Annotated in this window: 21 protein-coding genes; 7 read left to right on the top strand and 14 right to left on the bottom strand. The window is 61.3% G+C overall.

Annotated elements, in window-relative coordinates:
- Nucleotides 1–95: 95 nt before the first annotated feature.
- Nucleotides 96–725, bottom strand: a complete 630-nt coding sequence (locus HMPREF2527_RS03250) for a DUF3043 domain-containing protein (RefSeq protein WP_070506297.1) — start codon at nucleotides 723–725, stop codon at nucleotides 96–98.
- A gap of 126 nt (nucleotides 726–851) precedes the next feature.
- On the opposite strand from HMPREF2527_RS03250, the gene HMPREF2527_RS03245 reads away from it, so the two are divergent.
- The 6 genes from HMPREF2527_RS03245 (at nucleotide 852) to HMPREF2527_RS03220 (ending at nucleotide 6,709) form a co-directional block, all read left to right on the top strand.
- Entirely contained in the window at nucleotides 852–2,246 is a 1,395-nt protein-coding gene (locus HMPREF2527_RS03245) for a M20/M25/M40 family metallo-hydrolase (protein WP_070506296.1), read from the top strand.
- Nucleotides 2,247–2,494: 248 nt separating this feature from the next.
- Nucleotides 2,495–2,848: a HesB/IscA family protein gene (locus HMPREF2527_RS03240; protein WP_044150446.1), complete on the top strand. Its 354-nt coding sequence runs from the start codon at nucleotides 2,495–2,497 to the stop codon at nucleotides 2,846–2,848.
- 114 nt (nucleotides 2,849–2,962) lie between these two features.
- Entirely contained in the window at nucleotides 2,963–4,036 is a 1,074-nt protein-coding gene (gene trpD / locus HMPREF2527_RS03235; RefSeq protein ID WP_070506294.1) for an anthranilate phosphoribosyltransferase, read from the top strand.
- A 613-nt stretch (nucleotides 4,037–4,649) separates the two neighbouring features.
- On the top strand, nucleotides 4,650–5,099 hold the full coding sequence (locus HMPREF2527_RS03230; RefSeq protein WP_070506293.1) for an NfeD family protein: 450 nt from the start codon (nucleotides 4,650–4,652) through the stop codon (nucleotides 5,097–5,099).
- An 86-nt stretch (nucleotides 5,100–5,185) separates the two neighbouring features.
- A complete protein-coding gene (locus HMPREF2527_RS03225) occupies nucleotides 5,186–6,181 on the top strand; it encodes an SPFH domain-containing protein (RefSeq protein WP_049347635.1) in 996 nt (331 codons plus the stop codon).
- Between the two features lie 189 nt (nucleotides 6,182–6,370).
- The gene (locus HMPREF2527_RS03220) at nucleotides 6,371–6,709 is read left to right on the top strand and encodes an RNA polymerase-binding protein RbpA (RefSeq protein ID WP_005506034.1); all 339 of its coding nucleotides are present in this window, start codon (nucleotides 6,371–6,373) and stop codon (nucleotides 6,707–6,709) included.
- Nucleotides 6,710–6,926: 217 nt separating this feature from the next.
- On the opposite strand, the gene HMPREF2527_RS03215 is transcribed toward HMPREF2527_RS03220, so the two are convergent.
- The 13 genes from HMPREF2527_RS03215 to HMPREF2527_RS03150 all read right to left on the bottom strand — a co-directional run bounded on the left by HMPREF2527_RS03215 (nucleotide 6,927) and on the right by HMPREF2527_RS03150 (nucleotide 25,335).
- The gene (locus HMPREF2527_RS03215) at nucleotides 6,927–7,661 is read right to left on the bottom strand and encodes a polyprenol monophosphomannose synthase (RefSeq protein ID WP_070506292.1); all 735 of its coding nucleotides are present in this window, start codon (nucleotides 7,659–7,661) and stop codon (nucleotides 6,927–6,929) included.
- A gap of 122 nt (nucleotides 7,662–7,783) precedes the next feature.
- Complete coding sequence (locus HMPREF2527_RS03210; RefSeq protein WP_070506291.1) at nucleotides 7,784–8,962, bottom strand: amidohydrolase; 1,179 nt, start codon at nucleotides 8,960–8,962, stop codon at nucleotides 7,784–7,786.
- A gap of 227 nt (nucleotides 8,963–9,189) precedes the next feature.
- Nucleotides 9,190–12,273, bottom strand: coding sequence for a DEAD/DEAH box helicase (locus tag HMPREF2527_RS03205; RefSeq protein ID WP_070506289.1), 3,084 nt, complete (start codon nucleotides 12,271–12,273; stop codon nucleotides 9,190–9,192).
- A 284-nt stretch (nucleotides 12,274–12,557) separates the two neighbouring features.
- Entirely contained in the window at nucleotides 12,558–13,439 is an 882-nt protein-coding gene (gene tatC / locus HMPREF2527_RS03200) for a twin-arginine translocase subunit TatC (RefSeq protein WP_070506288.1), read from the bottom strand.
- A 132-nt stretch (nucleotides 13,440–13,571) separates the two neighbouring features.
- Nucleotides 13,572–13,817, bottom strand: coding sequence for a Sec-independent protein translocase subunit TatA (gene tatA / locus HMPREF2527_RS03195; RefSeq protein WP_005506024.1), 246 nt, complete (start codon nucleotides 13,815–13,817; stop codon nucleotides 13,572–13,574).
- A gap of 437 nt (nucleotides 13,818–14,254) precedes the next feature.
- Nucleotides 14,255–16,504 carry a WYL domain-containing transcriptional regulator gene (locus HMPREF2527_RS03185; RefSeq protein ID WP_070506287.1) on the bottom strand — a complete coding sequence of 750 codons (2,250 nt, stop codon included), beginning with the start codon at nucleotides 16,502–16,504 and terminating at the stop codon, nucleotides 14,255–14,257.
- Nucleotides 16,505–16,659: 155 nt separating this feature from the next.
- Nucleotides 16,660–17,055 (bottom strand): FKBP-type peptidyl-prolyl cis-trans isomerase, encoded by a 396-nt coding sequence (locus HMPREF2527_RS03180; protein ID WP_005508667.1) that lies wholly within the window; start codon nucleotides 17,053–17,055, stop codon nucleotides 16,660–16,662.
- A 114-nt stretch (nucleotides 17,056–17,169) separates the two neighbouring features.
- Nucleotides 17,170–18,225 carry an FKBP-type peptidyl-prolyl cis-trans isomerase gene (locus HMPREF2527_RS03175; RefSeq protein WP_070506285.1) on the bottom strand — a complete coding sequence of 352 codons (1,056 nt, stop codon included), beginning with the start codon at nucleotides 18,223–18,225 and terminating at the stop codon, nucleotides 17,170–17,172.
- A gap of 205 nt (nucleotides 18,226–18,430) precedes the next feature.
- The gene (gene pafA, locus HMPREF2527_RS03170) at nucleotides 18,431–19,903 is read right to left on the bottom strand and encodes a Pup--protein ligase (RefSeq protein WP_070506284.1); all 1,473 of its coding nucleotides are present in this window, start codon (nucleotides 19,901–19,903) and stop codon (nucleotides 18,431–18,433) included.
- Nucleotides 19,904–19,932: 29 nt separating this feature from the next.
- Nucleotides 19,933–20,127: a ubiquitin-like protein Pup gene (locus HMPREF2527_RS03165; RefSeq protein WP_005506016.1), complete on the bottom strand. Its 195-nt coding sequence runs from the start codon at nucleotides 20,125–20,127 to the stop codon at nucleotides 19,933–19,935.
- A gap of 227 nt (nucleotides 20,128–20,354) precedes the next feature.
- The gene (gene dop / locus HMPREF2527_RS03160; protein ID WP_070506282.1) at nucleotides 20,355–22,166 is read right to left on the bottom strand and encodes a depupylase/deamidase Dop; all 1,812 of its coding nucleotides are present in this window, start codon (nucleotides 22,164–22,166) and stop codon (nucleotides 20,355–20,357) included.
- 100 nt (nucleotides 22,167–22,266) lie between these two features.
- Nucleotides 22,267–24,093: a proteasome ATPase gene (gene arc, locus HMPREF2527_RS03155; RefSeq protein ID WP_070506281.1), complete on the bottom strand. Its 1,827-nt coding sequence runs from the start codon at nucleotides 24,091–24,093 to the stop codon at nucleotides 22,267–22,269.
- A gap of 144 nt (nucleotides 24,094–24,237) precedes the next feature.
- Nucleotides 24,238–25,335 (bottom strand): tRNA (adenine-N1)-methyltransferase, encoded by a 1,098-nt coding sequence (locus HMPREF2527_RS03150; protein ID WP_070506280.1) that lies wholly within the window; start codon nucleotides 25,333–25,335, stop codon nucleotides 24,238–24,240.
- A 273-nt stretch (nucleotides 25,336–25,608) separates the two neighbouring features.
- On the opposite strand from HMPREF2527_RS03150, the gene HMPREF2527_RS03145 reads away from it, so the two are divergent.
- Nucleotides 25,609–25,800, top strand: a complete 192-nt coding sequence (locus HMPREF2527_RS03145) for a hypothetical protein (RefSeq protein ID WP_070506278.1) — start codon at nucleotides 25,609–25,611, stop codon at nucleotides 25,798–25,800.
- Nucleotides 25,801–25,805 lie beyond the last annotated feature (5 nt).

Genomic DNA, 25,805 nt, shown 5'->3' with positions numbered 1-25,805 from the left:
GCCACGGTTATACGTCCTCGCGTAAGAACATAAAAATAGGGGAGAGGCCTGAACCTTCAGGACCTCTCCCCAAGCACCTATAAGGCACTAACGACTTAGCGCGGGTACTCGCCGTACTTCACCATCGGAACCGGGCGGCGCATACGACGAGGAACCGTCACACGGTTAAACGTGTACATGCCGGAGCGAGGCTCCATCTCGCCGAACTTCGCAATCAGCTTTTTCTTCAGGCCACGCCACATAATCCAGGAATCACCAATCCACAGAAGTATCAGAGCCCAAAGAATGTACGAGCTAATACGCTGGAAACCCTCCGCAGCTTCAGCAGTACCGAGGAAACCAGGGATGAACAGAGAGATAATCAAGACCACCAGCATGACCCACAACATGACGTCACCAATATTGCGGCGGGCATCAATGTAGTCACGGATATAACGGCGCTGCGCACCACGATCCACGGCGGGCAGGTAACGCTGATCGCCACCCATCAACGCATCATTCTGACGCTCACGAGCCTTCGCCATCGCCTCACGTTCACGAGCCTTCGCCTCCTTACGGTCATTAACAACCAGAGGCTGACGACGAGCCGCCTGCTGCTCCTTACGCGAAGGAGTAGGACGGCCCTTCTTCGGGGTGAACTTCGGATTAACCGGAGCCTGAGGCTCCTCTACAACCTGCGGCTGAACAGCTTCCGCTTCAGCCTTCTCTTTCTTACGACCAAACACCCTCCCATCATACCCGAACGGCACACACCAAACCCGCCCCCACAAGCCCACACCAGCAACTGAAACAACCCCAACCACCCGGCGGTTAGGGGCAAGGCAGGGTCAAGGTGGGGGTAAGGTAGAAACATGACTACTGAATTCACCCACCACAGCGCCCTCAGCGACGCCGTCACCAAAAACTTCGAAGCAACCCTGCAGACCCTCACCGAGCTCGTCGCCATTCCCTCCATCGCCTGGGAATCGCACGACCTCACCCAGGTAGACCGCAGCGCCGAGGCAGTCGCCGCGCTCGCAACCAGGGCAGGCTTCGACAACGTACGCATCGAACGCGCCACCTACACCACCGCAGACGGCACCGAAAAGCAGGGCATGCCCGCCGTCATCGCCTCCCGCCCCGCCGCAGAAGGCTACCCGACCATCCTGCTCTACGCCCACCACGACGTGCAGCCCGCCGGCGACCTCGACCTGTGGGACACCGACCCCTTCGTCGCAACCCGCAAGGGCGACCGCCTCTACGGCCGCGGCGCAGCAGACGACAAAGCAGGCATCCTCGTGCACCTCGCCGCGCTCGCAGCCCTCAACGAAACTCTCGGCGAGGACTTCAAGCTCGGTGTGAAGCTCTTCATCGAAGGCGAAGAAGAGGCAGGCTCGCCCTCCTTCGTCTCCTTCCTCAACACCTACCGTGAGGAACTGTCCGCCGACTACATCGTGGTCGCAGACTCCGCCAACTGGCGCGCCGGCGTACCCGCACTGACCACCAGCCTGCGCGGCGTCGCATCCGGCGACATCGAGGTGCGCGTCGGCAGCCACGCCATCCACTCCGGCATGTTCGGCGGCCCCATGCTCGACGCCCACACCCTCATGGCACAGCTCATTGCCACCCTGCACGACGCCACCGGCGCCGTAGCCGTCGAAGGCCTGCACCGCGCACCCGAACCCGAACTCGAATACGCCGAAGCAGACTTCCGCAACGACTCCGGTATCCTCGACACCGTACCCCTGGCAGGCACCGGTAGCGTTGCCTCCCGCCTGTGGACCCAGCCGGCAATCTCCGTCATCGGCATGGACATCCCCTCCATCGCAACCTCCTCCAACACCCTCGCCGTCGTATCCCGCGCACGCATCAGCACCCGCCTAGCACCCGGCGACAACCCCGAAAACGCACACCGCGCACTCGCCGAACACATCAAGGCACACGCACCCCACGGCGCCCAGGCGAACTACACCGCCGTCGACTCCGGCATGCCCTTCGCCACCGAAGTCGACGCAGACGGCGCACAGACCGCCCTCGACGCAATGCGCGCCGCCTGGGACGTCGAACCCGTACAGACCGGCATGGGCGGCTCCATCCCGTTCATCTCCGACCTGAAGGACGTCTTCCCGCAGGCACAGATCCTCGTCACCGGCGTAGAAGACCCCGATACCCGCGCACACAGCGCCAACGAGTCCCTCTACATTCCGGACTTCAAGAACGCAATCCTCGCGGAGGCGCTACTGCTCAGCGCACTCGGCGCTCGCTAAACGCGCTCGCTAGGAACATCCACAAAAAGTGGGGGAGAAGGGTCACAAACCCCAACCCCCACTTTTTCGGTATCCTAGAAGCAGAATTACTTGTCAAGCCTCCACGCCAACACTCACGCCCCCGGCGAACTATGCACACCCTAGGTTGTGCATCAAACACTCAGGGGCGTATCGTGAAGGCTAAAACACCCACACGCGACGCACACGCGACGCACACGGGCAACCAACAAAACAAAAGGACAACACCAATGAGTGCAACCACCATCGAACTGCCGACCCACGGCGTCAACCTCACCGAAGTAGCACAGACCAAGGTCCGCACCCTCCTCGAACAGGAAGGCCGCACCGACCTGCGCCTGCGCATCGCCGTCCAGCCCGGCGGCTGCTCCGGCCTCATCTACCAGCTCTACTTCGACGAGCGCGTCCTCGACGGCGACGCAGTCCGCGACTTCGACGGCGTAGAAGTCATTGTCGACAAGATGAGCGCACCCTACCTCGACGGCTCCACCATCGACTTCGAAGACACCATCGAAAAGCAGGGCTTCTCCATCGACAACCCCAACGCAGCAGGCTCCTGCGCATGCGGTGACTCCTTCCACTAAACCGAAGACACCCCGGCGCTAAGCACCACCAAGGTACATCACGCCTAGTAAACCCCCGTCTCGCATACTGCACCCAACCGTGCAGATACGCGACGGGGGTTTTACACTTAAAACATGACTACGCACGAAATCACCTGGAAATACATCCTCAACCAACTGATTAAGCACCAGAACCTCAGCGACACCGAAGTCGCCTGGGCCATGGACCAAATCATGACCGGCCAAACCGAACAGCCAATCCTCGCATCCTTCCTCACCGCCCTCCACTCCAAGGGCGAAACCCCCGAAGAACTCGGCGCGCTCGCAGCCGGCATGATCGCCAAAGCCGAGACCGTCGACATCGACCCCCACGCCGTAGACATCGTCGGCACCGGCGGCGACCAGCAAAACACCGTCAACATCTCCACCATGGCCGCCCTCGTCATCGCAGGAGCCGGTGCAACCGTCGTCAAGCACGGCAACCGCGCCTCCACCTCCAAATCCGGCTCCGCAGACGTCCTCGAAGCCCTCGGAATCCGCCTCGACATGCCCATTCCCGCCGTCGCCGAGTGCGCTCGCGAGACCGGCATCACGTTCCTGTTTGCCATGACCTTCCACCCGGCCATGCGCCACGTGGGCCCGACCCGCCGCCTGCTGGGTATTCCGACCGCGTTCAACTACCTGGGCCCCATGACCAACCCGGCCCGCGTGAAGTCCTCGGCAATTGGCGTGGCAAACCCGGTCATGGCTGAGAAGATGGCTCACGTCTTCGCCGAGCGCGGCGATCACGCCCTGATTTTCCGCGGAGACGACGGCCTGGACGAGCTGACCATCGCCACCACGAGCCGCCTGTGGGAGGCTGTAGACGGCAAACTGACCGAGTACCGTTTTGACCCGACCGAGTACGGCCTGCAGAACGCACCGCTGGAGCAGCTGCGAGGCGGCGACGCCGAGTACAACGCGGGTGTGTTCCGCGCCATTTTGGCGGGGGAGGGGGAGTCCCCGAAGAGCCCGCTGCGCGCTATTCACGACGCCGTGCTCATCAACGCGGCCGCAGGCCTGGTGGCCTACCGCCCGACCAACGGTGAGAGCTTTGAGACGCGCTTCACTCAGGCCCTGGCCGATGCGCGCGAGTCCATTGCATCCGGTGCAGCGGAGCGAGTGCTCAACGCCTGGGTAGAGTTCAGCGAAAAGCACGCGGAGGGCTAGGGAATCAGTAGCCAGAGGCGAGAGCCTCGGGGCTGATTTCAGAAGCCGAGCTGAGAAGGGCTAGGAGCTCTGGGGGTCGAAAGCTCTAGAAATCCTCTAGAAATCGATAGATAGCAGGCACCCGAGACGAACAGAGTGCACCGAAGGGTGCGGGGTCTCGGGTGCCTGTCGCTTAACGGAACGACGAGGAGATGTGAGCGGCGTAGAGAGTTCGAGCGTGTAGCTGAGCGTCGAGAAAGCCGAGGTGCCCGGAACGTAGAACAGCGGACGAGGACAGCGTAGTCGCACCACGAGGAGCGCAGGCTCGACCGACCCGTGCCAGCCAGAGTATCGAAAGCACCGGTGAACCGTCGGTGGGGTAGTGAAAAATAGGTCTACTTTACATAATGTATATTATCGGCTTTTTAGGGAGGTCTGGAGTGAACCCAAGATTCCCCGTATCTAAATAAAGTCTTAACAGTTCATGTATTAACCTCACCCGGTCGCCAGAACTGTCGCCAGCACTCAATCCACCTGAAATAATGGATATACCCCGCATCACGAAGGTGCTGTCGCCTCGTGTGCAGATTCAACGTCAACCACGCCGGTTGATGTACACCAAAGGAGAAAACTCGTGGATTGGCTCTTTGAGACACCCTGGACACTCTGGGTTGCACTCGCCCTCGTTTTCGCCGTCATAGAAATGCTCAGCCTCGACCTGTTCTTTCTCATGCTGGCGATTAGCGCAGGCATCACCGCAGCAATATCGCCCTTTGTGGATAACATGCTGATTCGAACCGTTATTTTCGTGGTGATCTGCCTGATTCTGGTTCTTGGTCTGCGCCCGCCGCTGCTGAAAAAGCTCAATAAATCAGCCACCGGAGCTGTCACTAATGCTGAAGCACTCGTTGGTACTGAGGTGCGCGTCACTCAAGATGTGACTAGTGAAACCGGTTTGGTGGTGCTAGCTGGTGACACCTGGACGGCGCGCACCGCCTCCGGAACGCTCGTAGCAGGATCACACGCGAGGGTACGAGCCATTGAGGGTGCTACCGCAATCGTAGAGCCTCTCCCCCACGACTAAGACCAACAAACTAAGACCCATCTGAATACCGGCTCCAAATGCCAAGCCCTAGAACACACCATATAACTCACCGATAAGGAGAAACAATGCCTATCAGCCTTATTTTGACGGTCCTACTCATCCTCTTCGTGCTGACGATGCTCGCAAAGACCGTGCGCGTCATCCCGCAGGGACGAGCCGGCATCGTTGAACGACTGGGTAAGTTCCACGCCGTTCTCAACCCCGGCCTGCACATCGTCATCCCCGTGGTTGACCGCGTGCTGCCCCTGATTGACCTGCGTGAACAGGTCGTTTCCTTCCCCTCGCAGTCCGTGATCACCGAAGATAACCTCGTGGTCGGTATCGACACCGTCGTGTACTTCCAGGTCACCGACCCGCGCTCGGCAACCTACGAAATCACCAACTACATTCGCGCCGTGGACGAGCTGACCAGCGCAACCCTGCGTAACGTCGTCGGTGGCCTGAACCTGGAGCAGACCCTCACCTCCCGCGACCAGATCAACGCTGAACTGCGAGGCGTACTCGACTCCACCACCGGCCGCTGGGGCCTGCGCGTCTCCCGCGTGGACATCAAGGAAATCCAGCCCCCGGTATCCATCCAAGACTCCATGGAGAAGCAGATGCGTGCAGAGCGTGACCGCCGTGCCGCAATCCTCACCGCAGAAGGCCAGAAGCAGTCCGACATTCTGACCGCAGAAGGTGAATCCCGCGCAGCCATCCTGCGTGCAGAGGGTGAAAAGCAGGCACAGATCCTTCGTGCAGAAGGTGACGCACAGTCCGCAATCCTGCGCGCAAACGGTGAAGCAGAAGCCGTGCAGAAGGTCTTCGCAGCAATCCACGAATCCAACCCCAGCCAGCAGCTGCTCACCTACCAGTACCTGCAGACCCTGCCCAAGCTCGCCGAAGGCGACGCCAACAAACTCTGGTTCATCCCGACCGAACTCGGCGATGCACTGCGCGGCCTGGGCAACGCATTCGGCACCCTGCCCGCATCCAACCTGGCAGATGCTCCGAAGAAGCCCGCAGCGGAGGCACCCAAGAGCGCACCGCAGGCACCCGGAAGCTACGGCATCAACGGCTAAACGCGAAATCTAACGCATAAAAAGGCGTGAATCACCAAAAATCACGCCGAATAAACACCACCACGCTGGGCGGGTGGAGACTATTACCGATATAATGGATGTTTTGTAAACGTTCGAGGGAATAGCTCTCCCCCGCCCAACGTTATGCCTAAAGCGCCACAAGGCGCACCCGACGACACTGGAGGAAAAATGAGCGATCGTAGCCTGCGCGGTATGCGCCTGGGTTCCCAGTCGATGGAAACCGAATCGAACGTACAGCCCGCGCCCCGCCAGCGCGTCGAATACCGTACCGCTGACGGTGACCGCGTTTTCGTGACCTTCGCGGCAGAGGCAGAAATCCCCTCGGTATGGACCGCAAAGTCCGGCAAGGAAGCATACCTCGTCAACGGCGACTCTACCGCAGACGCCGAAGAAGAGAAGCCCGCACGTACCCACTGGGACATGCTCATGGAACGCCGTAGCATCGAAGAGCTGGAAAAGACCCTGGAAGACCGCCTGGAATACTACCGCAAGCACTACGCGCTCTAAAAGCACCGTAGACATGCCGTAGAAACGCTGTAGAAGCCCGCTAAGAGCCACCCGTGCTCTGAGGCGGGCTTCTTGTTTTGGTAGGGGCTTCCCGTTGGCACGTGAGCCAGGATAGAGCGCTACAGAAAGTGAAAGGACCGGGGGCGGATACATTATGTATCCGCCCCCGGTCCTTTCGTATAAATCTCAGGTGCGAGAAGCGTCTGAGCAAGAAGTCTTACTTGCCCAGAGCCTTCTTCAGCTTCTGAATGCGGTTAGTCATGCCCCAGCGAGTCACCTTAGACATGGAGTCAAAGATAATGTTGCCGTCCATCTTCGAAGCGCCAATCTCACGCTCAACGAAAGTAATCGGAACCTCGACAATATTCAGACCGGCCTGCTCAGAACGCCATGCCAAATCCACCTGGAATACGTAGCCCTTAGAGTCAATACCGTCCAGGTTCAGACGCTGCAGAGCCTCACGACGGTACGCGCGGAAACCAGCGGTAATGTCCTTAACGGAGGTACCCAGAATCAGGCGGGTGTACAGGTTAGCGCCGCGAGAGAGAATCTGACGGTGCGCCGGCCAGTTCTTGGTCTTGCCACCGGGAACATAACGCGAACCAATAGCCAGGTCAGCGCCTGCCTCCACGGCACGAACCAGAGAAGGAAGCTGCTCAGGCTGGTGCGAGCAGTCAGCATCCATCTCAATCAGAATGTCGTAGCCTGCCTCAAGGCCCCAATCGAAGCCAGCGAGGTACGCGCCACCCAGGCCGTCCTTAACGGTGCGGTGCAGAACGTGAATCTGGGAATCCTTAGCCGACAGCTCATCAGCAATCTGGCCGGTGCCGTCGGGGCTGTTATCATCCACCACGAGAATGTCCACCTCGGGAGCTGCCTTACGAAGACGCTCTACCACGATGGGTAGGTTCTCCTTCTCGTTATACGTCGGGATGACAGTTAGAACGCGCATATTACTCCCTCACAGGTGTATATAAAACTGACCGGTAGATGTCCAGTATACCGGGTAAACATTCAAATCAATGAATTATTGAGGGGTTGAAACCCCTTAAAAAGCCTCTGACAAGCTAAAAATTAGTTACTTTCAGTGTAAATAGATTCCAGGATGGGCAGAGGCGAATCTTCATCCAACACCGGAAGCAGCGGAATGCGAGCACGAGGGTCGGTACTCCACGATGCTACGCGGGAGTCGGGTGCCTGGACCATGAGGGCTTCTACGCGCCACTGTGCTACGAATGCGGGGGTGTCGGGTGCGAACTGGCCGGTGAAGGGGTTTTCTTCGTGGGCTAGGCGGTATACGCCGCGGGTGAGGGCGGCGAAGGCGCTGCGTGCGGAGATGCCGTATTCGTCGTTGACGAGTTCGCGGATGAGGGACCAGGCGCCGGGTGCGTACAGCTGAGCATCAGAGCCCAGCGCGATGGAGGTGCCGGCTGCGTTTGCGCGGCGTGCGACTGAGGCGACGGACTCACGTGCTTCTCCCCCGGCGTGTGCTAGGAGTGCTTGGACGGTGTCGTTGGCGGCTTCGTCTTCTTCGGGTTCGCAGACGCTCAGGCCGAGGTTGATGCGTGCTTCTGCCAGCTGGGTGAGGTGTTCGTCGGTGATGGGGTCTTGCGGGGTGCTGATTGCTGCGTCGAGGCGGGTGGAGAGCCAGGGGCGGCTCTCGCGTACGGCGAGCGCGGCGTCGGCGGCGTTGGCAAAGCTGGTGGATGCGTCGATGGAGAGCAGGAGGGCGGCGTCTTCGGCTACCTGTGCTGCTTCGGGGGCTTCGGTGGGTGTGACAAAGATGCCGACTAGCTGCAGGCCCTTGATGGCGCGTTCGCCTTCGGTGAGGGGGCGTAGTGCCTTGATGGCGCTGATGAGTTCGTCGGTTTCTACGCCGGTGGCGTTAAGGATGAGGCGGATGTCGGGTGTACCGTGTTCGGCGCTGTAGTAGCTGAGTGCGGAGACGAGGTCGGGTACGTCTTCCATGCTGGCGAGTAGGGTGTGGGTGTGGTAGCCGGCTGCGCGGTATGCCTGCAGGTAGTCGAGGATTTCGGGTGCTTCTTTGCCTGCTACCGGTGCTAGTGCGCGCGCAAAGGCGGGGGTTAGCAGGGCGCCGTCGAGTTCGGTGATGGTGGCTGATTCGTCGGCAATTGAACGCGCCCCGGAGTCGGAACCAACCCAGCGGACGAAGCCGTCTTCGACGAGCATTGCGGTTGCGTACGGGTCGACCGGGCTGTACACGCTACCATCTACGAAAATACGGGTAGACATTAGATTCCTTTCACCTTTGAGGCGCGCCGAGGCGCATACGAGGGCGGGCACTTCAATTGTGCTCGTGTAGCTTAGCTGAGCGTCTCATTTGAGTATAGAAGCACCCCCGCTGCCTGTGGTAGTTCGTTCGTCCTTAGATGAGGCGGAACTTAGATGATGCAGAATAATGCACAGTTGCGGGGGTGGTGGCCCGAGCTGGTCGGGCGGGATGTGGCGCTAGGCGCGGGTTAGACGTCGAGTGCGACTACGCCGCGGCGTACCGCCTCGATGGCTTCTTCACAGCGGGCACGGATGACCGGGTCCAGGGATCGGATATGGGCGATCTGGTCCAGTGCGTCCAGTACCTGCTTAGCCCAGCGTACGAAGTCGCCAGCGGCAAGGCCGGTGTCCTCGATTGCCTTTGCGAGGTGCGCACCGTTCGCCCAGGCGTACATGGGTTCGACCAGACCGAAGTCGCATGTGGGGGTCGGGTTGACTTTGAACTGTTCCTCGGCTGCGTTCAGGTCGGCGAGGCGCTGCGTAATCGTCGCGATGGGTGCGCGCAGGGACGGGTGCGGGTAGTGAGCCAGGTATTCCACGGCGTCGCGCTTGCCCTGGTAGGTTAGTGCGGCGACGGTTGCCGCGATGGCGGCGGGCTCCAGTCCGTCGAGGAAGTGCGCGTCGAGGCACAGGGCGGTCAGCAGGTCGCGCTCGCCGTAGATGCGGCGTAGCGCCTGGCCGCCGGTGGTTAGCGACAATTCGCCGTCTTCGGCTCGCTCGACGTAGCCGTAGCTTTCCAGCAGGCGCGCAATGCGGTTGAAGACCTGCGCGATCGTGTTGGTGCGGCGGGCAATCTGACGGCGCAACCCTTCCGTTTCAGAGTTGAGCTTCTGCCAGCGTTCAGCCCAACGCATGTGGTTTGCGCGGTCGGAGCAGCCGTGGCACGGGTGGTTACGCAGCTGAGCCTGCAGAGCCTCCAGCTGCGCGTCAATGCTGTTCTGACGAGCCGGGATGTTCTGCTGTGCGAGCGCACGCGGGGCGCGGCCGTCGTAGAGTGCCTGGCGCATGCGGCTTGCGGTGTCGCGGCGTTCCTTGGCGGTTTTGAGGCTTAGGCGCTTGGGGATTTTGATGCGTGAGACCGGTTCGACGGCGCCTTCGAAATCGCGGGTTGAGGCGGTGCGCTGGTGTGCGTCCTCGGTGACGATGCCGATGCGCGGGTCGGCGTGCGAATCGGAGCGGGTGATGACGACTGCGTAGCCGCGGGAGCGGCCGTGCGGAATGTAGATGATGTCGCCGGGTAGTAGCTGTTGGATGCTGTGGTGTGCCTGCGCGCGGGCGTGGCGTTCGTTGCTCTTGGATGCCTTCTTTTCCAGCTCGGCGATTTGGCGGCTGAGCTGTACGTATTCGGTAAAGTCGCCGAGGTGGCATGCCATGGCTTCGCGGTAGCCTTCTAGGGCGCTTTCGTTTTTGCGTACGCGGGAGGCGACGCCGACGACCGATTTGTCTGCCTGGAACTGTGCGAAGGAGGATTCCAGGATTTTGCGGGTGCGTTCGGCGCCGTAGGAGGCGATGAGGTTTGCCGCCATGTTGTAGGTGGGGCGGAATGAGGAGTTTAGCGGGTAGGTGCGGGTTGAGGCGAGGGTTGCTACGTGTTCTGGGGACATGCCGGGGCGCCACATGACGACGGCGTGGCCTTCGATGTCGATGCCGCGGCGGCCTGCGCGTCCGGTCAGCTGGGTGTACTCGCCGGGGGTGATGTCCACGTGGGATTCGCCGTTGTACTTGGTCAGCTTTTCCAGGATGACGGTGCGGGCGGGCATGTTGATGCCCAGTGCGAGGGTTTCGGTGGCGAAGACCAGCTTAATCAGGCCCTGGGCGAAGAGGGTTTCTACAACCTCCTTGAACAGGGGTAGCAGGCCGGCGTGGTGCGCGGCGATACCGCGAATCAGGCCGTCACGCCATTCGTAGTAGCCGAGGGTGTTCAGGTCGCGGGTGTCCAGGTGAGCGGTTGCTTCCGCAATGTAGGCGCGGATTGTCTGCTGCTGTTCGGGGGTGGTCAGCGTAATATCGGCGGATACGCAGTGGCTGACCGCGCCGTCGCAACCGGCACGGGAGAAGATAAAGCAGATAGCGGGCAGCAGGCCCTGCTTGTCGAGGGCGCGCACCATCTCCGGGCGGGTGATACGCTGCGGACGCAGAGGCTTCTGCTCACCGCGCGCATCAAAGTCCCGGTCGTTGCTGAAACGATCATTGCTGAAACGGTCACGACGGTCCGAGCGGCCGCGCTCGCCGCTGCTGAACGTCTCATTGAGCCAGCCTTCACGGCGGTGACGGAAACGTTCACGCTTGCCGCCGTAGCGTCCGCGGCCCGGGCTCGAACGGAAGCCGGGGCGTAGCGCCTTCAGCTGCGGGTTCAGGCGCAGACCGGCAAGCAGAGGGTTGGCGCCCGCCTCTACGGTTGCGCCGCGCTGCTTAGCTTTCTGTGCCTTCTTCGCCTGCTTGCGGGAGAGCTTCTCCTCCGGCTCCTGGTTCTTGCCCTGGGTGTGGTTTTTGCCCTGTGCGGAGTTGTCTTCGGGTACGAACAGGTCCACCACGCGGTGACCGACCATCATGTGCTGCCACAGGGGTACCGGGCGGTGCTCGGAAACGATAATGTCCGTGCCGCCGCGCACCGTATCCAGCCACGCGCCGAACTCCTCAACGTTTGACACCGTAGCCGACAGGGAAATGACGTTCACGTGCTCGGGAAGGTGAATAATCGCCTCTTCCCACACCGCGCCACGGAAACGGTCCGCCAGGTAGTGCACCTCATCCATGACCACATAGCCCAGGCCGGTCAGCGTGGTCGAGTTGGCGTAGAGCATGTTGCGCAGCACCTCGGTGGTCATCACGACCACGGGTGCTTCCGTGTTAATGCTCGTATCGCCGGTCAGCAGACCCACGTAATCCTCACCGTACGCGCGCACAAAGTCGTGGTACTTCTGGTTGCTCAGCGCCTTAATGGGGGTCGTGTAGAACGCCTTCATGCCGCGGCGCAACGCCAGGTAGATACCGAACTCACCCACAATGGTCTTACCGGCACCCGTAGGCGCGGCAACGAGGACGGAGCGGTCCGCCTCCACGGCGGCACACGCCTGACGCTGAAAATCATCCAGCGGAAAATCAAGGGACGCCTCAAAAGCCCCGAGGGCAGTCTTCGCGTATGCGGCGCGCTCTCGGGATGCGGCGTAGGCGGCAGCATAGTCGGTGCCGGTCTGCTCCGCCGGGGTCTGTGCGTTAGAAGCGTTAGAAGTGTGTGCGTCGGATGTGTGCTGTGCGTGGTGCTTGCTCATAGTATGTCCAGTGTAACGGTTCACCCGCCGCGAGCCTTCAGAAAGCATCCTGCACGGGCACTAATCCGGTATGGGCGAACAGCGAGCGCATCGGCTGCGCGGTTTCGGCGCAATTTATGCTCAGTTTCTGCCGGGATGTACCGGCAGGCGTTGTAAAAATTCGTCCGTGCGCCTCTTCGTCTGTGCGCCTCGAGACGCTTTTGCGGAACATGCGAAAGGGGCGAGGTACAGGTTCTCTGTACCCCGCCCCTTTCGGCTAGGTTGCTCAAAGCGAGCTATTCAATTTAGGAAGTCTTCTCTTCCTCGAAGTAACCCATCTTCGCCAGGTCTTCACTGCTGGTTGCGGTGTTCAGGCTTGCTTCATCCGAACCCTGCGCCAGCTTGGCAAGCTTGCGGTCGCGGCGCTTGTCATTGATCATGCAGATGAGGATTGCTGCGAAGAAGAAAATCAGCAGCGGCGCCATGAGCACGAACATCATCATGATGTCGCTACCGGGTGCAGTCAGCGCTGCGATAACCGCAACGAGCACAACAACCCAACGCCAAGACTTCAGGATGGTCTTACCGCGAATCAGGCCCAGCATGTTAATGCCGACCAGAATCACGGGGATGATGAAGGCGCAGGAGAACGTAACGACGAACTTCAGGATGAAGGAGATGTACACGCCAGCGTCAATGTAGTTACTTTCGTTGACGGGGGTGAACTTCAGCAGCGCGTAGACCACGCCGGGGAGGGTGAAGTACGAAATGGCGACACCGCAGGCAAACGCGAAAATAGATGCGGTGAGGAAGCCGAAGAGATACTTCTTCTCCTTGGTGTGCAGTGCCGGCAGCAGGAATCGCAGTGCCTGGTAGAGCCAGACGGGAGAGGCGATCACCAAGCCGATGTACATACCGACCTTCAGCAGCTGGTCGAAAGGAGATGCGACGCTACCGTAGTTCAGGTTTGCGTTGCGGCCGGTTTCTGCGTTGATCTGCTGCAGGGGCGCAGAGATCATTTCGATGAAAGGCTGGTAGAGGAAGACCGTACCGATGATGGCTGCGATGATGGTTGCGATAGCCGCTTTGATGAGGCGGTCGCGGAATTCGCGCAGGTGTTCCTTGAGTTCCATGCGTGCTTCAGGATTGATTTTGCGGTTGCGCACGTCCTGGTCGGGTGTTGCCACGTGGTGTCCTCTGGGTGTCGGTGCCGTGTGTGATTCGGCTGAGGGGGTCTGGTGGGGTGTTTATGGGGTGGTGCCGCAAAACCCGTGCCGGCCGGTGGGCTGGCACGGGTTTGGTGCGTTGGGGCGGGACCGTTACTTGGTTTCGGTCTTGCCGTCCTTGCCGTTGTCTACGACCTCAGCGGTGACGACCTCTTCGCCGTCCTTCTCGCGGGGGTCCTTCTTGGAGTCGTTCTTCAGGCCCTCAACTTCGGTCTTGAAGATGCGCATGGACTGGCCGAGGCTGCGTGCCATGCCGGGCAGCTTGGGTGCGCCGAAGAGCAGGACGATGAGGAGGATAACGACGATGATGGTCGCGGGGTGGCTGAAAATCTGGCCCATGGTGGTGTGCCTTTCTGTTAGAGCAGGTCTCCGATGTTTTGAGGTTGGCCGAGTCGATCTCGTCGGGAGACCCGTCGCTTGATCCGCTCAGACCTGCGTGTCTGCTTACCTTGTTCGTAGTTATTGTATGCCTCAGTGATGGGTGTGAATACCCCGAGGGTGGTGTCTCGCGGGAGTTTTCGGCTCGCGTTCGCTTGCGCTGCGTCGAATTGTCCCTCGATTGACTCGACCCAGGTTACGGTTTCGTCAAGGAGTGTGAAACCGCGAGTGAGTGCTTTGTAGGTGAACCATGCCAAATAGAGGAGCGAGCAGATGATGAGCGCGCCCCATAGCAAAATCCAGAACCACCAAGACATGAGCACCATTATACAAGTTTTAGGTTAATGTTTTGGCGCCTTGGAAGGGTTTTTAGGGCGTTTTTGCTTGTGGGTGAAGTTCTATTTTTCTGCGGGCACACCTGCGGGCGCACCCCTGCGGCTGCTCGCGTTGAGGGTCTGCAACTGCTCAAGCAGCGCCGCGCGCAGGTGCGCAGGACCGACGAGCTCGAGGGCACCTCGGTGCGCAATGACGGTGTCGAGGATGTTCTTATCGCCAGCACCGTGGGCGTTGTTGTAGTAGTGGATGCGCACGTACTGGGTGCGTGAAGCCTTCTTCACGTGGTGGGTGCTGCGGCGCATGTACGTTGCGGTGAGAGTATCGAGCGGTTCACCGCTGGGAATGTGCTCGGTCGGGTGAATCCGCAACTCAGCGAACGGGTTGGTCTGAGTGCTGTGCTGCTGCGCGTGCCAATGCGGGACGGTGTCACCGGTGACCGGGTGGGTACGTCCCGCGCCCGCCTCGTGAATGTGGTTGATGCGGGTGAGGCGGAAGTTACGCCAGAAGTTGGGTTCCTTCTCCCCCGCCTGGCTGTCGGCAGTCTCGCTGGTGGCTGCGTGAGCAAAAGCCTCGGGTACATACTCGGGGACTTCCTCACCGCGCGCGGCATAGTAACGTTCCTCAGCGGTACGGCACCACGCATGCAGGTACATGTGGTCGCGGTGCAACACCAAAGCATACGGGTCCACCAGGCGATCAGCGGCACGCTCAGAGGTACCGTACCCAATGGTCACGGCGTTGCCGCTACTCAAGGCGGCAGTCGCCTCCTGCAGCAGAGGCTCCTCCGGGGCGAAGCACAGGTGCTGCGCATAAACGGGCGCGTTCGGGTACGCGGCGGCGAGCGCCGCACGGATACTGCCCAGACGCGCATCCGCCGGGTGCAGAATATCTGCGGCAGAGAGGGTAAAGACGAGAATGGCGAGCTCAGTGTCAGTAAGGCGCGCGTAGTTCAGCAGCGTGTTCGGGGTGGCGCCGTCAAAGTCCGGTAGCAGGTTAATGTAGGTGGGCTTGAGCGCGTCCGGGTCCTTGGGGTCAGACTCGAAGGGCACGGTGTCTACCTGTGCGAAAATCTCGGCAATGGTTTTGCCGAGGGCACGGTTCTTCTCGGTGTCCACGCTGTAGAGGGCGTTGAGCTGGTTCAACGGCATGGGCGCCTCATCGTGGGCGCTCGCCCAGCGGTCGGCACGGTGCAGACCCAGGAGCAGGTCCACAAGGTCGTCGAGGGAGTTGTTACGGTTGCGCTGGTTGATATCTGCCCAGGTGCCGGGGTCTTCGACCGCGCCACTGTGCAGGTCGGTGAGGGTGCGCAACAGCTGCTGCTGGGCGGCGTAGCTGTCACGCTGACGGGTAGAGGCATCCTCCGATTCCTCGGGCGGCTCGATCACGCAACTGTAGCTGGTCGCCGCCACGGCGCTATCAATCGTGCCGTACGAGGGCACGGTGAAGGGCTCCGAGACTGTGGAATCGGCGTTGACCTCGGCAACGATTAGGCTCTCTTCGTAGCCCTTAATGTCTTCAAGCCAGTTCTTGGCGTTGAACGTCGCGTTGATGGGGGTCGAATCGATACGTGAGAGCATCGTGAGCTTCTGAATACGGCTGGCACGGAACGTGTACTCCTTACGCTCCGAGCTCTCAGTGTAGTAGCCGACAAAATACCAGGTGCCGTAACGGTACCCAATACCGGCAACGCTGACCTTCTCCTGCGTGCGGGTCGCCCCGGCAGCCGTCTGATAGGTGAACGTGACCGTCTTACGCTCCGCATAGGCAGTGAACAGCTCATTCAGGTGCGGGTTGTCGCTAAAGTAAATGCGCTGAAGAGGCTCGCGGTAGGTGTGCAGGTTCTTCGCGCGCTGACGCTTGCCGGTCTTCGGGTCCAGGATCTTCGCGGCGGTGAGCGCCTCGTCGGTGAGGTTCTCGCTGGTGAGCGCAATCTTACGCAGGATGCGGTAGGCGTCATCCTGCAGTTCGGTGCCTTCCCAGCCGCGCAGGATGGTGTTGATGAGGCGGAACTCCTCGGCGGTGGGGTTCCAGGCGGGTAGCTGTGCGGCGTTGCTGGTTTCGAGGCGGTAGCGCTCCCCCAGATCTGTGGTCACGTGGGTGATGCGCGCGCCGGCATCACGCAGGGTCTGCTTGGCTCGTTCAAAGGCGCGTTCCTGGGCCTCGCTGAGGGAGCCGTTAGCGCGAGTGCTAATACCGAGCAGGGTCAGTAGCTCGTTGCGGCTGATGCCCTGGGTTCGGGTTGCGGCGTCGGGTGCCTCGGCGGCGGTGGAGAGGCGGTGAAGAGTCATGTAAAGCTGAGCTGCGGTGGACATGATTCCATCATACCGTGTGTGTTCCGCGGCACTTACTCAGCGTACGGGTACGCAAAAGCCCGGCGCCCCTCCCACAATCGGGAGAAAGCACCGGGCTACGCGTCTCTGCGCGTCTTACGTGAGAAGCGCGAAAAACGCGAGAACCTGGCTAGTCCTTAGCGGACGTCCAGCAGGTCCACCACGAAAATCAGGGACTCGCCGGGCTTAATGACCGAACCAGCGCCGCGGTCACCATACGCCATGTCGGCGGGAATCTCCAGGCGACGACGGCCGCCGACCTTCATGCCGAGCAGACCCTCATCCCAGCCGCGGATAACCTGGCCAACGCCCACCTGGAACGGCAGCGGCTCGCCGCGGTTCCAAGAAGCGTCAAACTCTTCACCGGTGGAGAATGCAACACCAACGTAGTGGGTGAGCACGCGGGAGCCGGGAACAACCTCAGCGCCTGCGCCCTCAATCAGGTCGGTGATGACCAGCTCGGTGGGGGCGTCGCCCTCGGGGAAATCGATTTCGGGCTTTTCGCGGTCGAGGTTACGCTGACCGAAAGACATGGGTGTCTCCTTTGATTGGTTCGAAATGAATCGAAATAGTGGGTGCGCTCGCCGCCCATACAGGATAAGCGGCGAGCGCTGTATAAAACACTATATAAAAATGTGGGCGCCGGGCTACTGTGCGGTAGCCGAAGCAGACGCTGCCGGGGTCGCAGAAGCGTCTGCGGTTGCCGAAGCGGACGCCTCCGCAGCAGCTGCGCTAGAAGCCGCCTGGGCACGCTGCAGGGTCTGCGGGTTCTCCTCCGCACCCAGAATATCAACCACGAACACGAGGGAGCCGGAAGGCTTGGAACCGCCGGTGTCGTTACCGTACGCCAGGTCCGCCGGGATGACCAGCTCAACACGAGAGCCGACCTTCTTGCCCTTCAGACCCTGAGTCCAGCCCTTGATAACGCCCTGCAGGGAGATGCCCATCGGGGTGGCGGCGTCATAGTTGCCGTCGACGACCTTACCGTCGGAGTACTGCACGCCAATGTAACGCACGTACACGGTATCGGTTTCCTTGACCTCGGCGCCCTCGCCCTCAATGAGGGTCTTAGCGGTCAGCTCGGTGACCTCCGGCTTGTTATCGGGCAGCTTGATTTCAGCCTTGCCGGTGGACTCATCCAGAGTGAAGGACGGCAGCGACGGGTCAGCCTCAACAGCCTTACCGGTTGCGTACTTGGGCAGCTTCGTCTTCACGGTGTACACCTCAACGTTGGTTGCGGCGCCGGGCGAAGCGGTCGTGGTGGTCACACCCGCAGTGCTGCGCTGCTGCAGAACGTTGGTGGTGTACGAGAAAGAACCGCCAACCTTAATCTTCTTCAGGGTTTCGTACACCTGCGGTGCAGCCTGCTTCAGCTGATCGTTAATCGGCAGCAGAATCGGCTCGCTGGAGTAAGTGGAACCGTTAAGCTTGCCGTCGGTGCCGTTGAACACGGCAGCCTCAACGAGCACGTAGTCACCATCATTGATGGAGTCGCCGTTGCCTTCCTCAATCACGTACGCGGAGGGGCTAGAAGCGGCGAAGGGAGTCGCGAAGGACGCCTCAGGCTCAGCGGTCGCGTTCTTCAGGGTGTACTGCACCTTAGACAGGTCGCCGCCGCTGGACTGCGCGCCACATGCGGACAGGGCGAGCGCGAGAGCAGCCGCGCTGGCACCGAAAATAGTGAGCTTAGAGCGTTTGGTCATAGTGTTATCCTCTGGGGTTTTCTGTGAGAGTGGGGCGTGTGAGTGCCCGTGTGCCACAGAACAGTTTACAGGTATAGGTTTAGCTGTTTTATGCTACGGCACGTAGCTGTGTTCAGGCTGTGTCGCGACCGGGGTGTTCCCGAAGGCCCACAACCCCGACCGCCGGCGGGTTTCCCCTCATCAGAGCCTTTTAGCGGGGTGCTATTTAGCAGGGCGGCGGGAATGCCGCCTCCTGATGCTGACGCGCCTTGCCCTCCAGCAGGGTCAGCACCTCCTCCAGCTCCTCGCTACCGGTAGCAAACGGGTCCTTACACACCAGCGTGTGCTGCGGGTAGGCGTTGAGCTTCAAATGCACCCAATCCACGGTGAACTGCTCCCCCGCCGCAACCGCCGCATTAATGAAACGCGAACGCTGCAGAGCGCGAGTGTTCGGCGGCTGAGTCTTCGCCGCCTCCGCAGCACCCTCGGGCAAGATGCGCTTGACAGCACCGCGACGAACCAGCGCATGGAAGACACTACGCTCCGGGTCGATGTCGTGGTACGCCAAATCCAGCTGACGGATGCGGGCGCCCGCATAATCGGCAGGCTGACCAGCCGCGCGGGCGCGGGCAATATACGCATCCAGAAGCTTCTTCTTAATCGCCCAGTCAATCTCCGTGTCAATGCTGCTGTAGTCGCCGGACTCGATAGCGTCCAGGGTGCGTTGCCACAGGTCCAGGGCGTATTCCACGTGACGGTGGTGCGCGCCGTACTGCTGCACGTACTGGCGTGCCGCATCCAGGTAGTGGCGCTGAACGCTCAACGCCGTGTAGTGCTTACCGTCCGTGGTTTCGAAGGTTGCGGTGCCGGTCAGATCGTGGCTGATAGCGCGCAGAGCTGCCGGAACAGACACAATATCCAGGCTCGTGACCGGGAAGCGGTCCTCCAGCATGCGCAGCACCAGGTCGGTGCTGGCAATCTTCAGCAGGGTCGTCGGCTCCGCCATGTTCGAATCACCATTAATGACGTGCATGCGGCGGAACTTCGAAGCGTCCGCGTGCGGCTCGTCGCGGGTGTTAATGAGCGGGCGAGCGCGCGAGGTTGAGGTGGATGCCGCCTCCCAAATATGGTCGGCACGCTGCGAGAACGAATACGACGGAACACCCGTGCTGGACGCCGGGTCGGTCGAACCGGGCACCGGACCGCCATTCGGGTGGGTCTTACCGGCACCAACCAGAATCTGGCGAGTCACCAGGAACGGCACGAGCTGGGCAATCAGGTCGTTGAACTGCAGTTTGCGGCTGATCAGGTAGTTCTCGTGGCTGCCGTAGGAGTTGCCCGCCGAATCCACGTTGTTCTTGAACAGGTACAGTTCACCGTCGAGGGGGCGGCCCTCCGAACCTGCGAGCAGGCGCTTGCGGGCGGTACGCGCCAGATCAGCGAACAGCAGCTCACCGGCGCGTTCCTGCGCGAGTAGTTCGTCAATGCTGCCGCATTCGGCGGAGGCATACTCGGGGTGCGAACCCACGTCAAGGTAGAGCCTACCGCCGTTGGGCAGGAAGACGTTCGTTGAACGCCACTGATCCAGGACGGGCTTGAAAAGGGCGGCGGCGGACTCTTCGATACTCAGCCGACCGAGCCCATGCGGGACGTAGCTGAGCCCGAATTCGCTTTCAATGCCGAAAATACGGTGTTCCATGATGCTGACCCGGCACGCAGGTGCGCCGGTTACTCGCCGCCCTTCTGGACGAAGCCGGTGACGAAGTCTTCAGCGTTCTCAGCGAGCAGGCCGTCAATTTCGTCGAGCAGGTCGTCGACCTCGCTCACGTCAGAGACAACGTGGGAGGCGGCGAGGGTCAGTTCCTGCTCCTGCTCGGCTGCGGTGGTTTCGGTCTGTTGTGCGCTGATGCGTTCGCGGCTCATGGTTCTCTCCTCAAAGGGTTTTCGGTTGTGGACAAATAAGTTTTTAGTGGGGTCGGGTGCGGGGTGTAAGGGTTTTGGTACCCAGATTCTCCTGCACCCTACCTGTGGGTTATGTGGTTTTTACTCTTCCGAATGGGGGTATTCGCCCCGGAGAAGAATGTGAGTTCGTGTGGGTTTGGGGCTGAAACCCCCCGCGGCGGGCCCAAACCCCGACACTGCCCCGCGCCCTAGCGCAGGCGGTTCAGCAACTCATCCGAATGGTTCACCTCGTCCAGTAGCGGCTCCACCTGGGCGGCACCGTACCGGGTCGGCTCCATCATCGTAAAACGAGTCAGATCCTTCGAATACCTGCCACGGCAGGACACCGTATCCCAGTTAATACCCAGAATCTCCTCCGGCCAACGCGCCATCAACGTGCCACGCAAAAACGCGCGCGTCTCACGCGGCGGCTCAGTCGTCGCACGCTCAATCTGCTGAGCAGAGAACAGCGTGCGCATGCGGCCACGAGACACCAGACGGTGATACAGGCTCTTCGACGGGTCAATATCAGCGTACTGCAAATCCAAAGCCTTCAACTTCGGATTCGCATAATCTACGCCCTGAGCGACATAACCGCGCACCAGCGCATACTTCGCCACCCAATCCAGACGATCCGCCAGCGAGAGCGGGTTGGTTTCCAGGGCGTCCAGAACCTCGCCCCACAGGTCAAGAATCTGCGCGGTCGCAGCATCCACACCCGCCGGGTTCGACTCCTCATGCGCACGGGAGGCCTCATAGTAGGCGCGCTGAATCTGCAGGGCACTCGCCGAACCACTCGTGGACACCGGGTTCGGCAGAGTCGCCGAAGACGGCGCCAGCGGCAGCTGAACCGACAGCGACAAATCGTGGCTGACCGCGTGCATCGCCGCCACCGGATCGGACAGGCGCACACCCGGCAATACCGGAGCCTGCTCGCTGTGCGACTCAATCAGGTTCATCACCAGCGCCGCCGTACCAAACTTCAACAGGTTCGAATAGTGCGACAGGTTCGCATCCGCCGGAATCACGTGCAGGCGGCGGTACTTCGACTCGTCCGCATGCGGCTCATCGCGCGTATTCACAATCGGACGGCGAATCGTGGTCTCCAGACCAATCGTGCGCTCAAAGAAATCAGCACGCGAACTAATCTGAAAACCCGGAACCTCACCGTGCGTACCAATACCCACACGGCCCGCACCCGTAAAAATCGCGCGGGTCGCAAAGAACGGCAGGAGCGCATCCGCAACCTGCTCGAACGGAACATCACGGCTGATCAGGTAGTTTTCGTGGGCGCCGTATGACTGGCCCTTCGAGTCGGTGTTGTTCTTGTACAGCTTCACCTGCGGCAAATCCTGCGCGTGATTGCCCAGCTCCACCAGCGACTCGTACGCCAGCGCGTCACCGGCAGCGTCATAGAGCACCGCGTCGGCGGGGGTCAGAACCTCCGGCGACGAATACTCCGGATGCGCATGATCCACATACAGGCGCGCGCCATTGGGCAGAATCGCGTTCATGGTCACGCGGTCCCAGTCCAGACGCTCCGGGAAACCACCGCGGCCGTGCACACCGGCGAGCGCATCCAGGGCGCTACGCGGCTCGGCGGGCTCACCCAGTGCCTGCACACCCGCCTCACGCATAATCTCCAGGGCGATATCTTCGCTGGTCAGCTCGGTGCGGGTGTGCGTCATCTGGCTCGAGTGGGCGGTGGAGGCGTCCTGCACCTGACCGAACGCGTCACGCAGCGGCGACTCAGACTCACCCAGCCACTGACCCTCGGGGGTGGCGGTCGAGTAGTTCTCTGCCTGGCGTGCCTGCTCGGCGGTCAGCTCATCCGCCAGGGCGCGGCGCTGCAACTCCTCGCGGAAGGCGGCGCCGCGGCGGAAGGCGAGCTTGGCGTAGGTGTTGACCACCAGTGCCGACAGCACGGTCGGGTTGGTGCCCGGCGCGGAGGGGGCGATGACGCCGTACTCGGTTTCGGCACCCATAATGCGGTGCACGCCGTAGCTGGGGGTGGAGTTCATGGGGTTCTCCTGAAAAGTTCTATACCATCTAAAGGCTTTGGACCTGCGGTAATGCTGGGTTGATGCGGGATAAGCGCGAGGTGTGGGCTGGGCGCGCGGCTTAGCGCGGCGGCTCCACCGACACCAGGCGGCCACGCACACCGGCAACGGTGAGCGCATCCTCAATATCGGGCAGCGGCGGCAAGTCCACCTGATCCTCAAACTCGGCGCGCACCGCCTCCAGCAGGTGGCGGGTACCAATACCAACGCTCGAAGCGTCCGCACCGGCGGTCAGCGCCTGCAGCTGCTCCTTAATCGCGGCCTTCTTCGCGCGGTCCACAATATTGCGAATCACCGCACCCGAAGCGAAATCGCCACGATACAGCGTGTGCGTGGACAGATTCGCGCTCGCACCAGAACCAACAACCATGGAAGAATCCACGGTCGCCACAGCGTACGCCGTGGAGGGGGTGCGCGCGTACAGCTGACCTGCCGCCGCCGCAATCATCGCGGTCAGGGCGGCGCGGGTCGAACCGGCGGCTGCCACCTCCGCCGCGTCCAGGGGCAGGTCCTCGGTCAGGTACAGACCGAAAATCTCTGCCGCACCGGGGGCGTCCGGGCGGTTAATGCGAATCTTCAGGTCGAGTCGGCCCGGGCGCATCACCGCGGCATCAATGAGGTCTTCACGGTTGGTCGCGCCAATAACGATGACGTTCTGCAGCGACTCCACACCGTCAATTTCGGCAAGCAGCTGCGGCACGATGGTCGTCTCAATATCGGAGGAACGACCCGAACCGCGCATACGGAACAGCGACTCCATCTCGTCAAAGAACACGACGACCGGGTGCCCCGCCTCCGCCTTCTCACGGGCGGCAACGAAAATATCGCGAATCTGACGCTCCGTCTCACCAACGAACTTATCGAGTAGCTCGGGGCCCTTAATGTTCAAGAAGTAGCCGCGAGTAGCCGAACCCGGGTTCAGCGCAGCCGCACGAGCCGCCAGGGAGTTCGCCACAGCCTTAGCAATCATGGTCTTACCGTTACCGGGAGGACCGTACAGCAGAATGCCCTTGGGCGGCGCCAGGTGGTAGCGCTCAAAAATCTCGGGGTGCAGGTACGGCAGCTCCACCGCGTCGCGGATCTGCTCAATCTGCGCGCCCAGGCCACCAATCTGCTCGTAGGTGACATCCGGGATCTCTTCCAGAACCAGCTCCTGCGAACGGGAGGCGGGCACCTGCGAGGTCAGCATGCGGGTGCGCGTGTCGAGCGTGACCGCGTCACCGGTGCGTAGCTGCTCAATGTCGAGGGAACCAGCCACACGCGCCACCTGCTGAGCACCCGAGGACGTATCAACCAGCACGCGCTGCTCATCCAGCACCTCACGCACGGTCACCACGTCACCGAAGGGTTCGGTGTCTAGGGCGAGCACCGCCTCCGTCTTGTCGTTGAGCAGCACGGTCATGCCGGGGGTCAGTGTGGACAGGTCAATGAGCGGGGACACGGGAATACGCATCATACGGCCGCTCATCTGAACATCAAGGTAGGTGTCAATCTCGGCGGGAGTCTTATCGTCCGCGACCTGCTCGTAGGTCATGGTCTGACCCTCATGCACCGCCAGCACAATCGCGGAATTCAGCGGCGGCATAACGTTCTGCGACAGGGACGCGCGCAGACGCTCCACCTGGTAGCGCATGCTGGTGATTGCCTCAACGAGCTTGCGGTTCTTCTCCCCCGCACCACGAATCTGTCGGCTCATATTGTCGCGGGTTGCCTCCGCCGCGGAGAGTCGACGCAGCACGGCGTCATACTCCTGCGCGCTGACGGGCTGACTGCCGGGCAGGGAGGTCGACCCGAAAGCAGCCGAGTAGTGCGGTGCCGCGCTGGCTGCACTGTGGGCGGTGCCGTACTGGGGGGTTCCTGCCTGATCTGCAGATTCGTGGGTGGACACGGTAGCTCCTTTAGCTGTTCGTCCTAATCGGCGGCTACTCGGTGCGGGTACTGGGTGGGTATCGGGCACAGTGAGTAGCCTGGTGAGTGCACTGCGGGGGCTCCAGGCAACGCCCGTGCCCCCGCAGGTCAAAGATGGTTCAAATTATTCAGCAGACTCAGTCGCCTCAGCTGCTGCGCCGTTGTTCTGCTCAGACTCCATGGCGTTTTGCGCGGTACCGTTCTGTTCCAGCGCAATCTCGTTCGCGCGTGCGGCGTGAGCGGCAAGGTTCTTCGCATCGCGGGCTGCGCGGCGAATCTTTTTGTCGGTCACCTCACGCTCACCCACGTTCATGGGAATCCACGCGTTCATATCCTCTTCAGAGAAGTCAGTCTTGGATGCGCGACGCTTCGGCGCCAGGCGTACCGCACCGTCAGCGAGGCGACGAGCCACGACCAGGAACGCGGTGTGCGCCACCATGCGGTGGTCGGGGCGGACCGCCAGGCCCTCCACATGCCAGCCGCGCACAATGGTTTCGTCGCATTCGGGTTCGGTGAAGCGGCCATCCAAGCGCATGCCCTCAACCAGGCGGGACATCTGGGTCACGGTCGCAACGTAGCAGATGAGCACGCCGCCGGGTGCGAGCGCCTCCGCTACAGCGTCCAGGCATTCCCAGGGTGCGAGCATGTCGAGTACGACGCGGTCGACGCTGCCGGGCTCTTCGACCTGCGGCAGGGTGTCCTGCAGGTCGCCGATGCTCAGCTTCCACGCCGGGTGCGGGCCACCGAACATGGTTTCAATGTTGCCGCGGGCGACGTCTGCGAACTCTTCACGACGTTCGAAGGAGTGCACGCAACCGTAGTCGCCGACTGCACGCAGCAGCGCGATGGACAGTGCACCGGAGCCAACGCCGGCCTCGACGACGCGTGCGCCGGGGAAGATGTCTGCCTTGACGATGATCTGGGCGGCGTCCTTGGGGTAGACGACGGCTGCACCGCGCGGCATGGAGAGCACGAAGTCCTTGTAGAGGGGGCGCAGCGCCTGGTAGAGGATGCCGTGAGTGTTGGGGATGACGGTGCCTTCGGGTGCGCCGATGAGGTCGTCATGCTTGAGGAAGCCCTTGTGGGAGTGGTATTCGCCGCCTTCGGCGAGGGTGATGGTGGTGATGCGGCCGCGTTCGTCAGTGATTTGGACGCGCTCGCCGGGGCGGAAGGGGCCGCGGCGGTTGATTGCGCCGGTGGGGGTGGGGGTGCCGCTGCTCACGGGGTGATTCTCCTCGGGTTTGGGTCAGTCTGTGCTGTTCGCGCTTTGCGGCGAACTGCGGACGGAAAAAGTCCTTTTCTATTTTAGCGGAGTCTGCAAATCGGCTGTGGCGCATTACCCCGCGGGCGTGATAATGCGGGGCACCGATGGAGCGATGACCGTTGAGCAATGAGGGCTACTTATTTTTGGTTAGACTTGAGGGGAGCTCGCAGAAATCCTCTGCGGGCAGAAACACCTTAGTGCCCACGAATTATGGGCAAAGGAAAGAGTATTGTGACTGATTTCAACTCACTGATTGCCGAGTTCGGCAGGCAGGTGCGGGAGAATCTGCGCGTTGGGGAAGGCGAACCGGAGGCTCAGCTGACGAACCCGGTTGCTACCCTTTTGCAGGACTTTGGCGCTTTGCATTCGATGAAGGTTGTGACCGTCCGTGAAACCTCGCTGAAAACAGCGGGGGGGGGCTAATTTCT

This window comes from Rothia sp. HMSC071B01, from assembly GCF_001808945.1.
Lineage (GTDB): Bacteria > Actinomycetota > Actinomycetes > Actinomycetales > Micrococcaceae > Rothia.
This window is presented reverse-complemented; position numbering and strand designations above follow the sequence as displayed.

What these genes read in the sequence shown, in the direction of transcription:
- HMPREF2527_RS03185 (WP_070506287.1), bottom strand. Translation starts at nt 16,504, where the DNA reads ATGTCCACCGCAGCTCAGCTTTACATGACTCTTCACCGCCTCTCCACC.
- HMPREF2527_RS03240 (WP_044150446.1), top strand. Translation starts at nt 2,495, where the DNA reads ATGAGTGCAACCACCATCGAACTGCCGACCCACGGCGTCAACCTCACC.
- pafA (WP_070506284.1), bottom strand. Translation starts at nt 19,903, where the DNA reads ATGGAACACCGTATTTTCGGCATTGAAAGCGAATTCGGGCTCAGCTAC.
- HMPREF2527_RS03225 (WP_049347635.1), top strand. Translation starts at nt 5,186, where the DNA reads ATGCCTATCAGCCTTATTTTGACGGTCCTACTCATCCTCTTCGTGCTG.
- HMPREF2527_RS03165 (WP_005506016.1), bottom strand. Translation starts at nt 20,127, where the DNA reads ATGAGCCGCGAACGCATCAGCGCACAACAGACCGAAACCACCGCAGCC.
- tatA (WP_005506024.1), bottom strand. Translation starts at nt 13,817, where the DNA reads ATGGGCCAGATTTTCAGCCACCCCGCGACCATCATCGTCGTTATCCTC.
- HMPREF2527_RS03220 (WP_005506034.1), top strand. Translation starts at nt 6,371, where the DNA reads ATGAGCGATCGTAGCCTGCGCGGTATGCGCCTGGGTTCCCAGTCGATG.
- HMPREF2527_RS03245 (WP_070506296.1), top strand. Translation starts at nt 852, where the DNA reads ATGACTACTGAATTCACCCACCACAGCGCCCTCAGCGACGCCGTCACC.
- HMPREF2527_RS03175 (WP_070506285.1), bottom strand. Translation starts at nt 18,225, where the DNA reads ATGACCAAACGCTCTAAGCTCACTATTTTCGGTGCCAGCGCGGCTGCT.
- HMPREF2527_RS03205 (WP_070506289.1), bottom strand. Translation starts at nt 12,273, where the DNA reads ATGAGCAAGCACCACGCACAGCACACATCCGACGCACACACTTCTAAC.
- HMPREF2527_RS03210 (WP_070506291.1), bottom strand. Translation starts at nt 8,962, where the DNA reads ATGTCTACCCGTATTTTCGTAGATGGTAGCGTGTACAGCCCGGTCGAC.
- dop (WP_070506282.1), bottom strand. Translation starts at nt 22,166, where the DNA reads ATGAACTCCACCCCCAGCTACGGCGTGCACCGCATTATGGGTGCCGAA.
- trpD (WP_070506294.1), top strand. Translation starts at nt 2,963, where the DNA reads ATGACTACGCACGAAATCACCTGGAAATACATCCTCAACCAACTGATT.
- HMPREF2527_RS03215 (WP_070506292.1), bottom strand. Translation starts at nt 7,661, where the DNA reads ATGCGCGTTCTAACTGTCATCCCGACGTATAACGAGAAGGAGAACCTA.
- HMPREF2527_RS03180 (WP_005508667.1), bottom strand. Translation starts at nt 17,055, where the DNA reads ATGTCTTTCGGTCAGCGTAACCTCGACCGCGAAAAGCCCGAAATCGAT.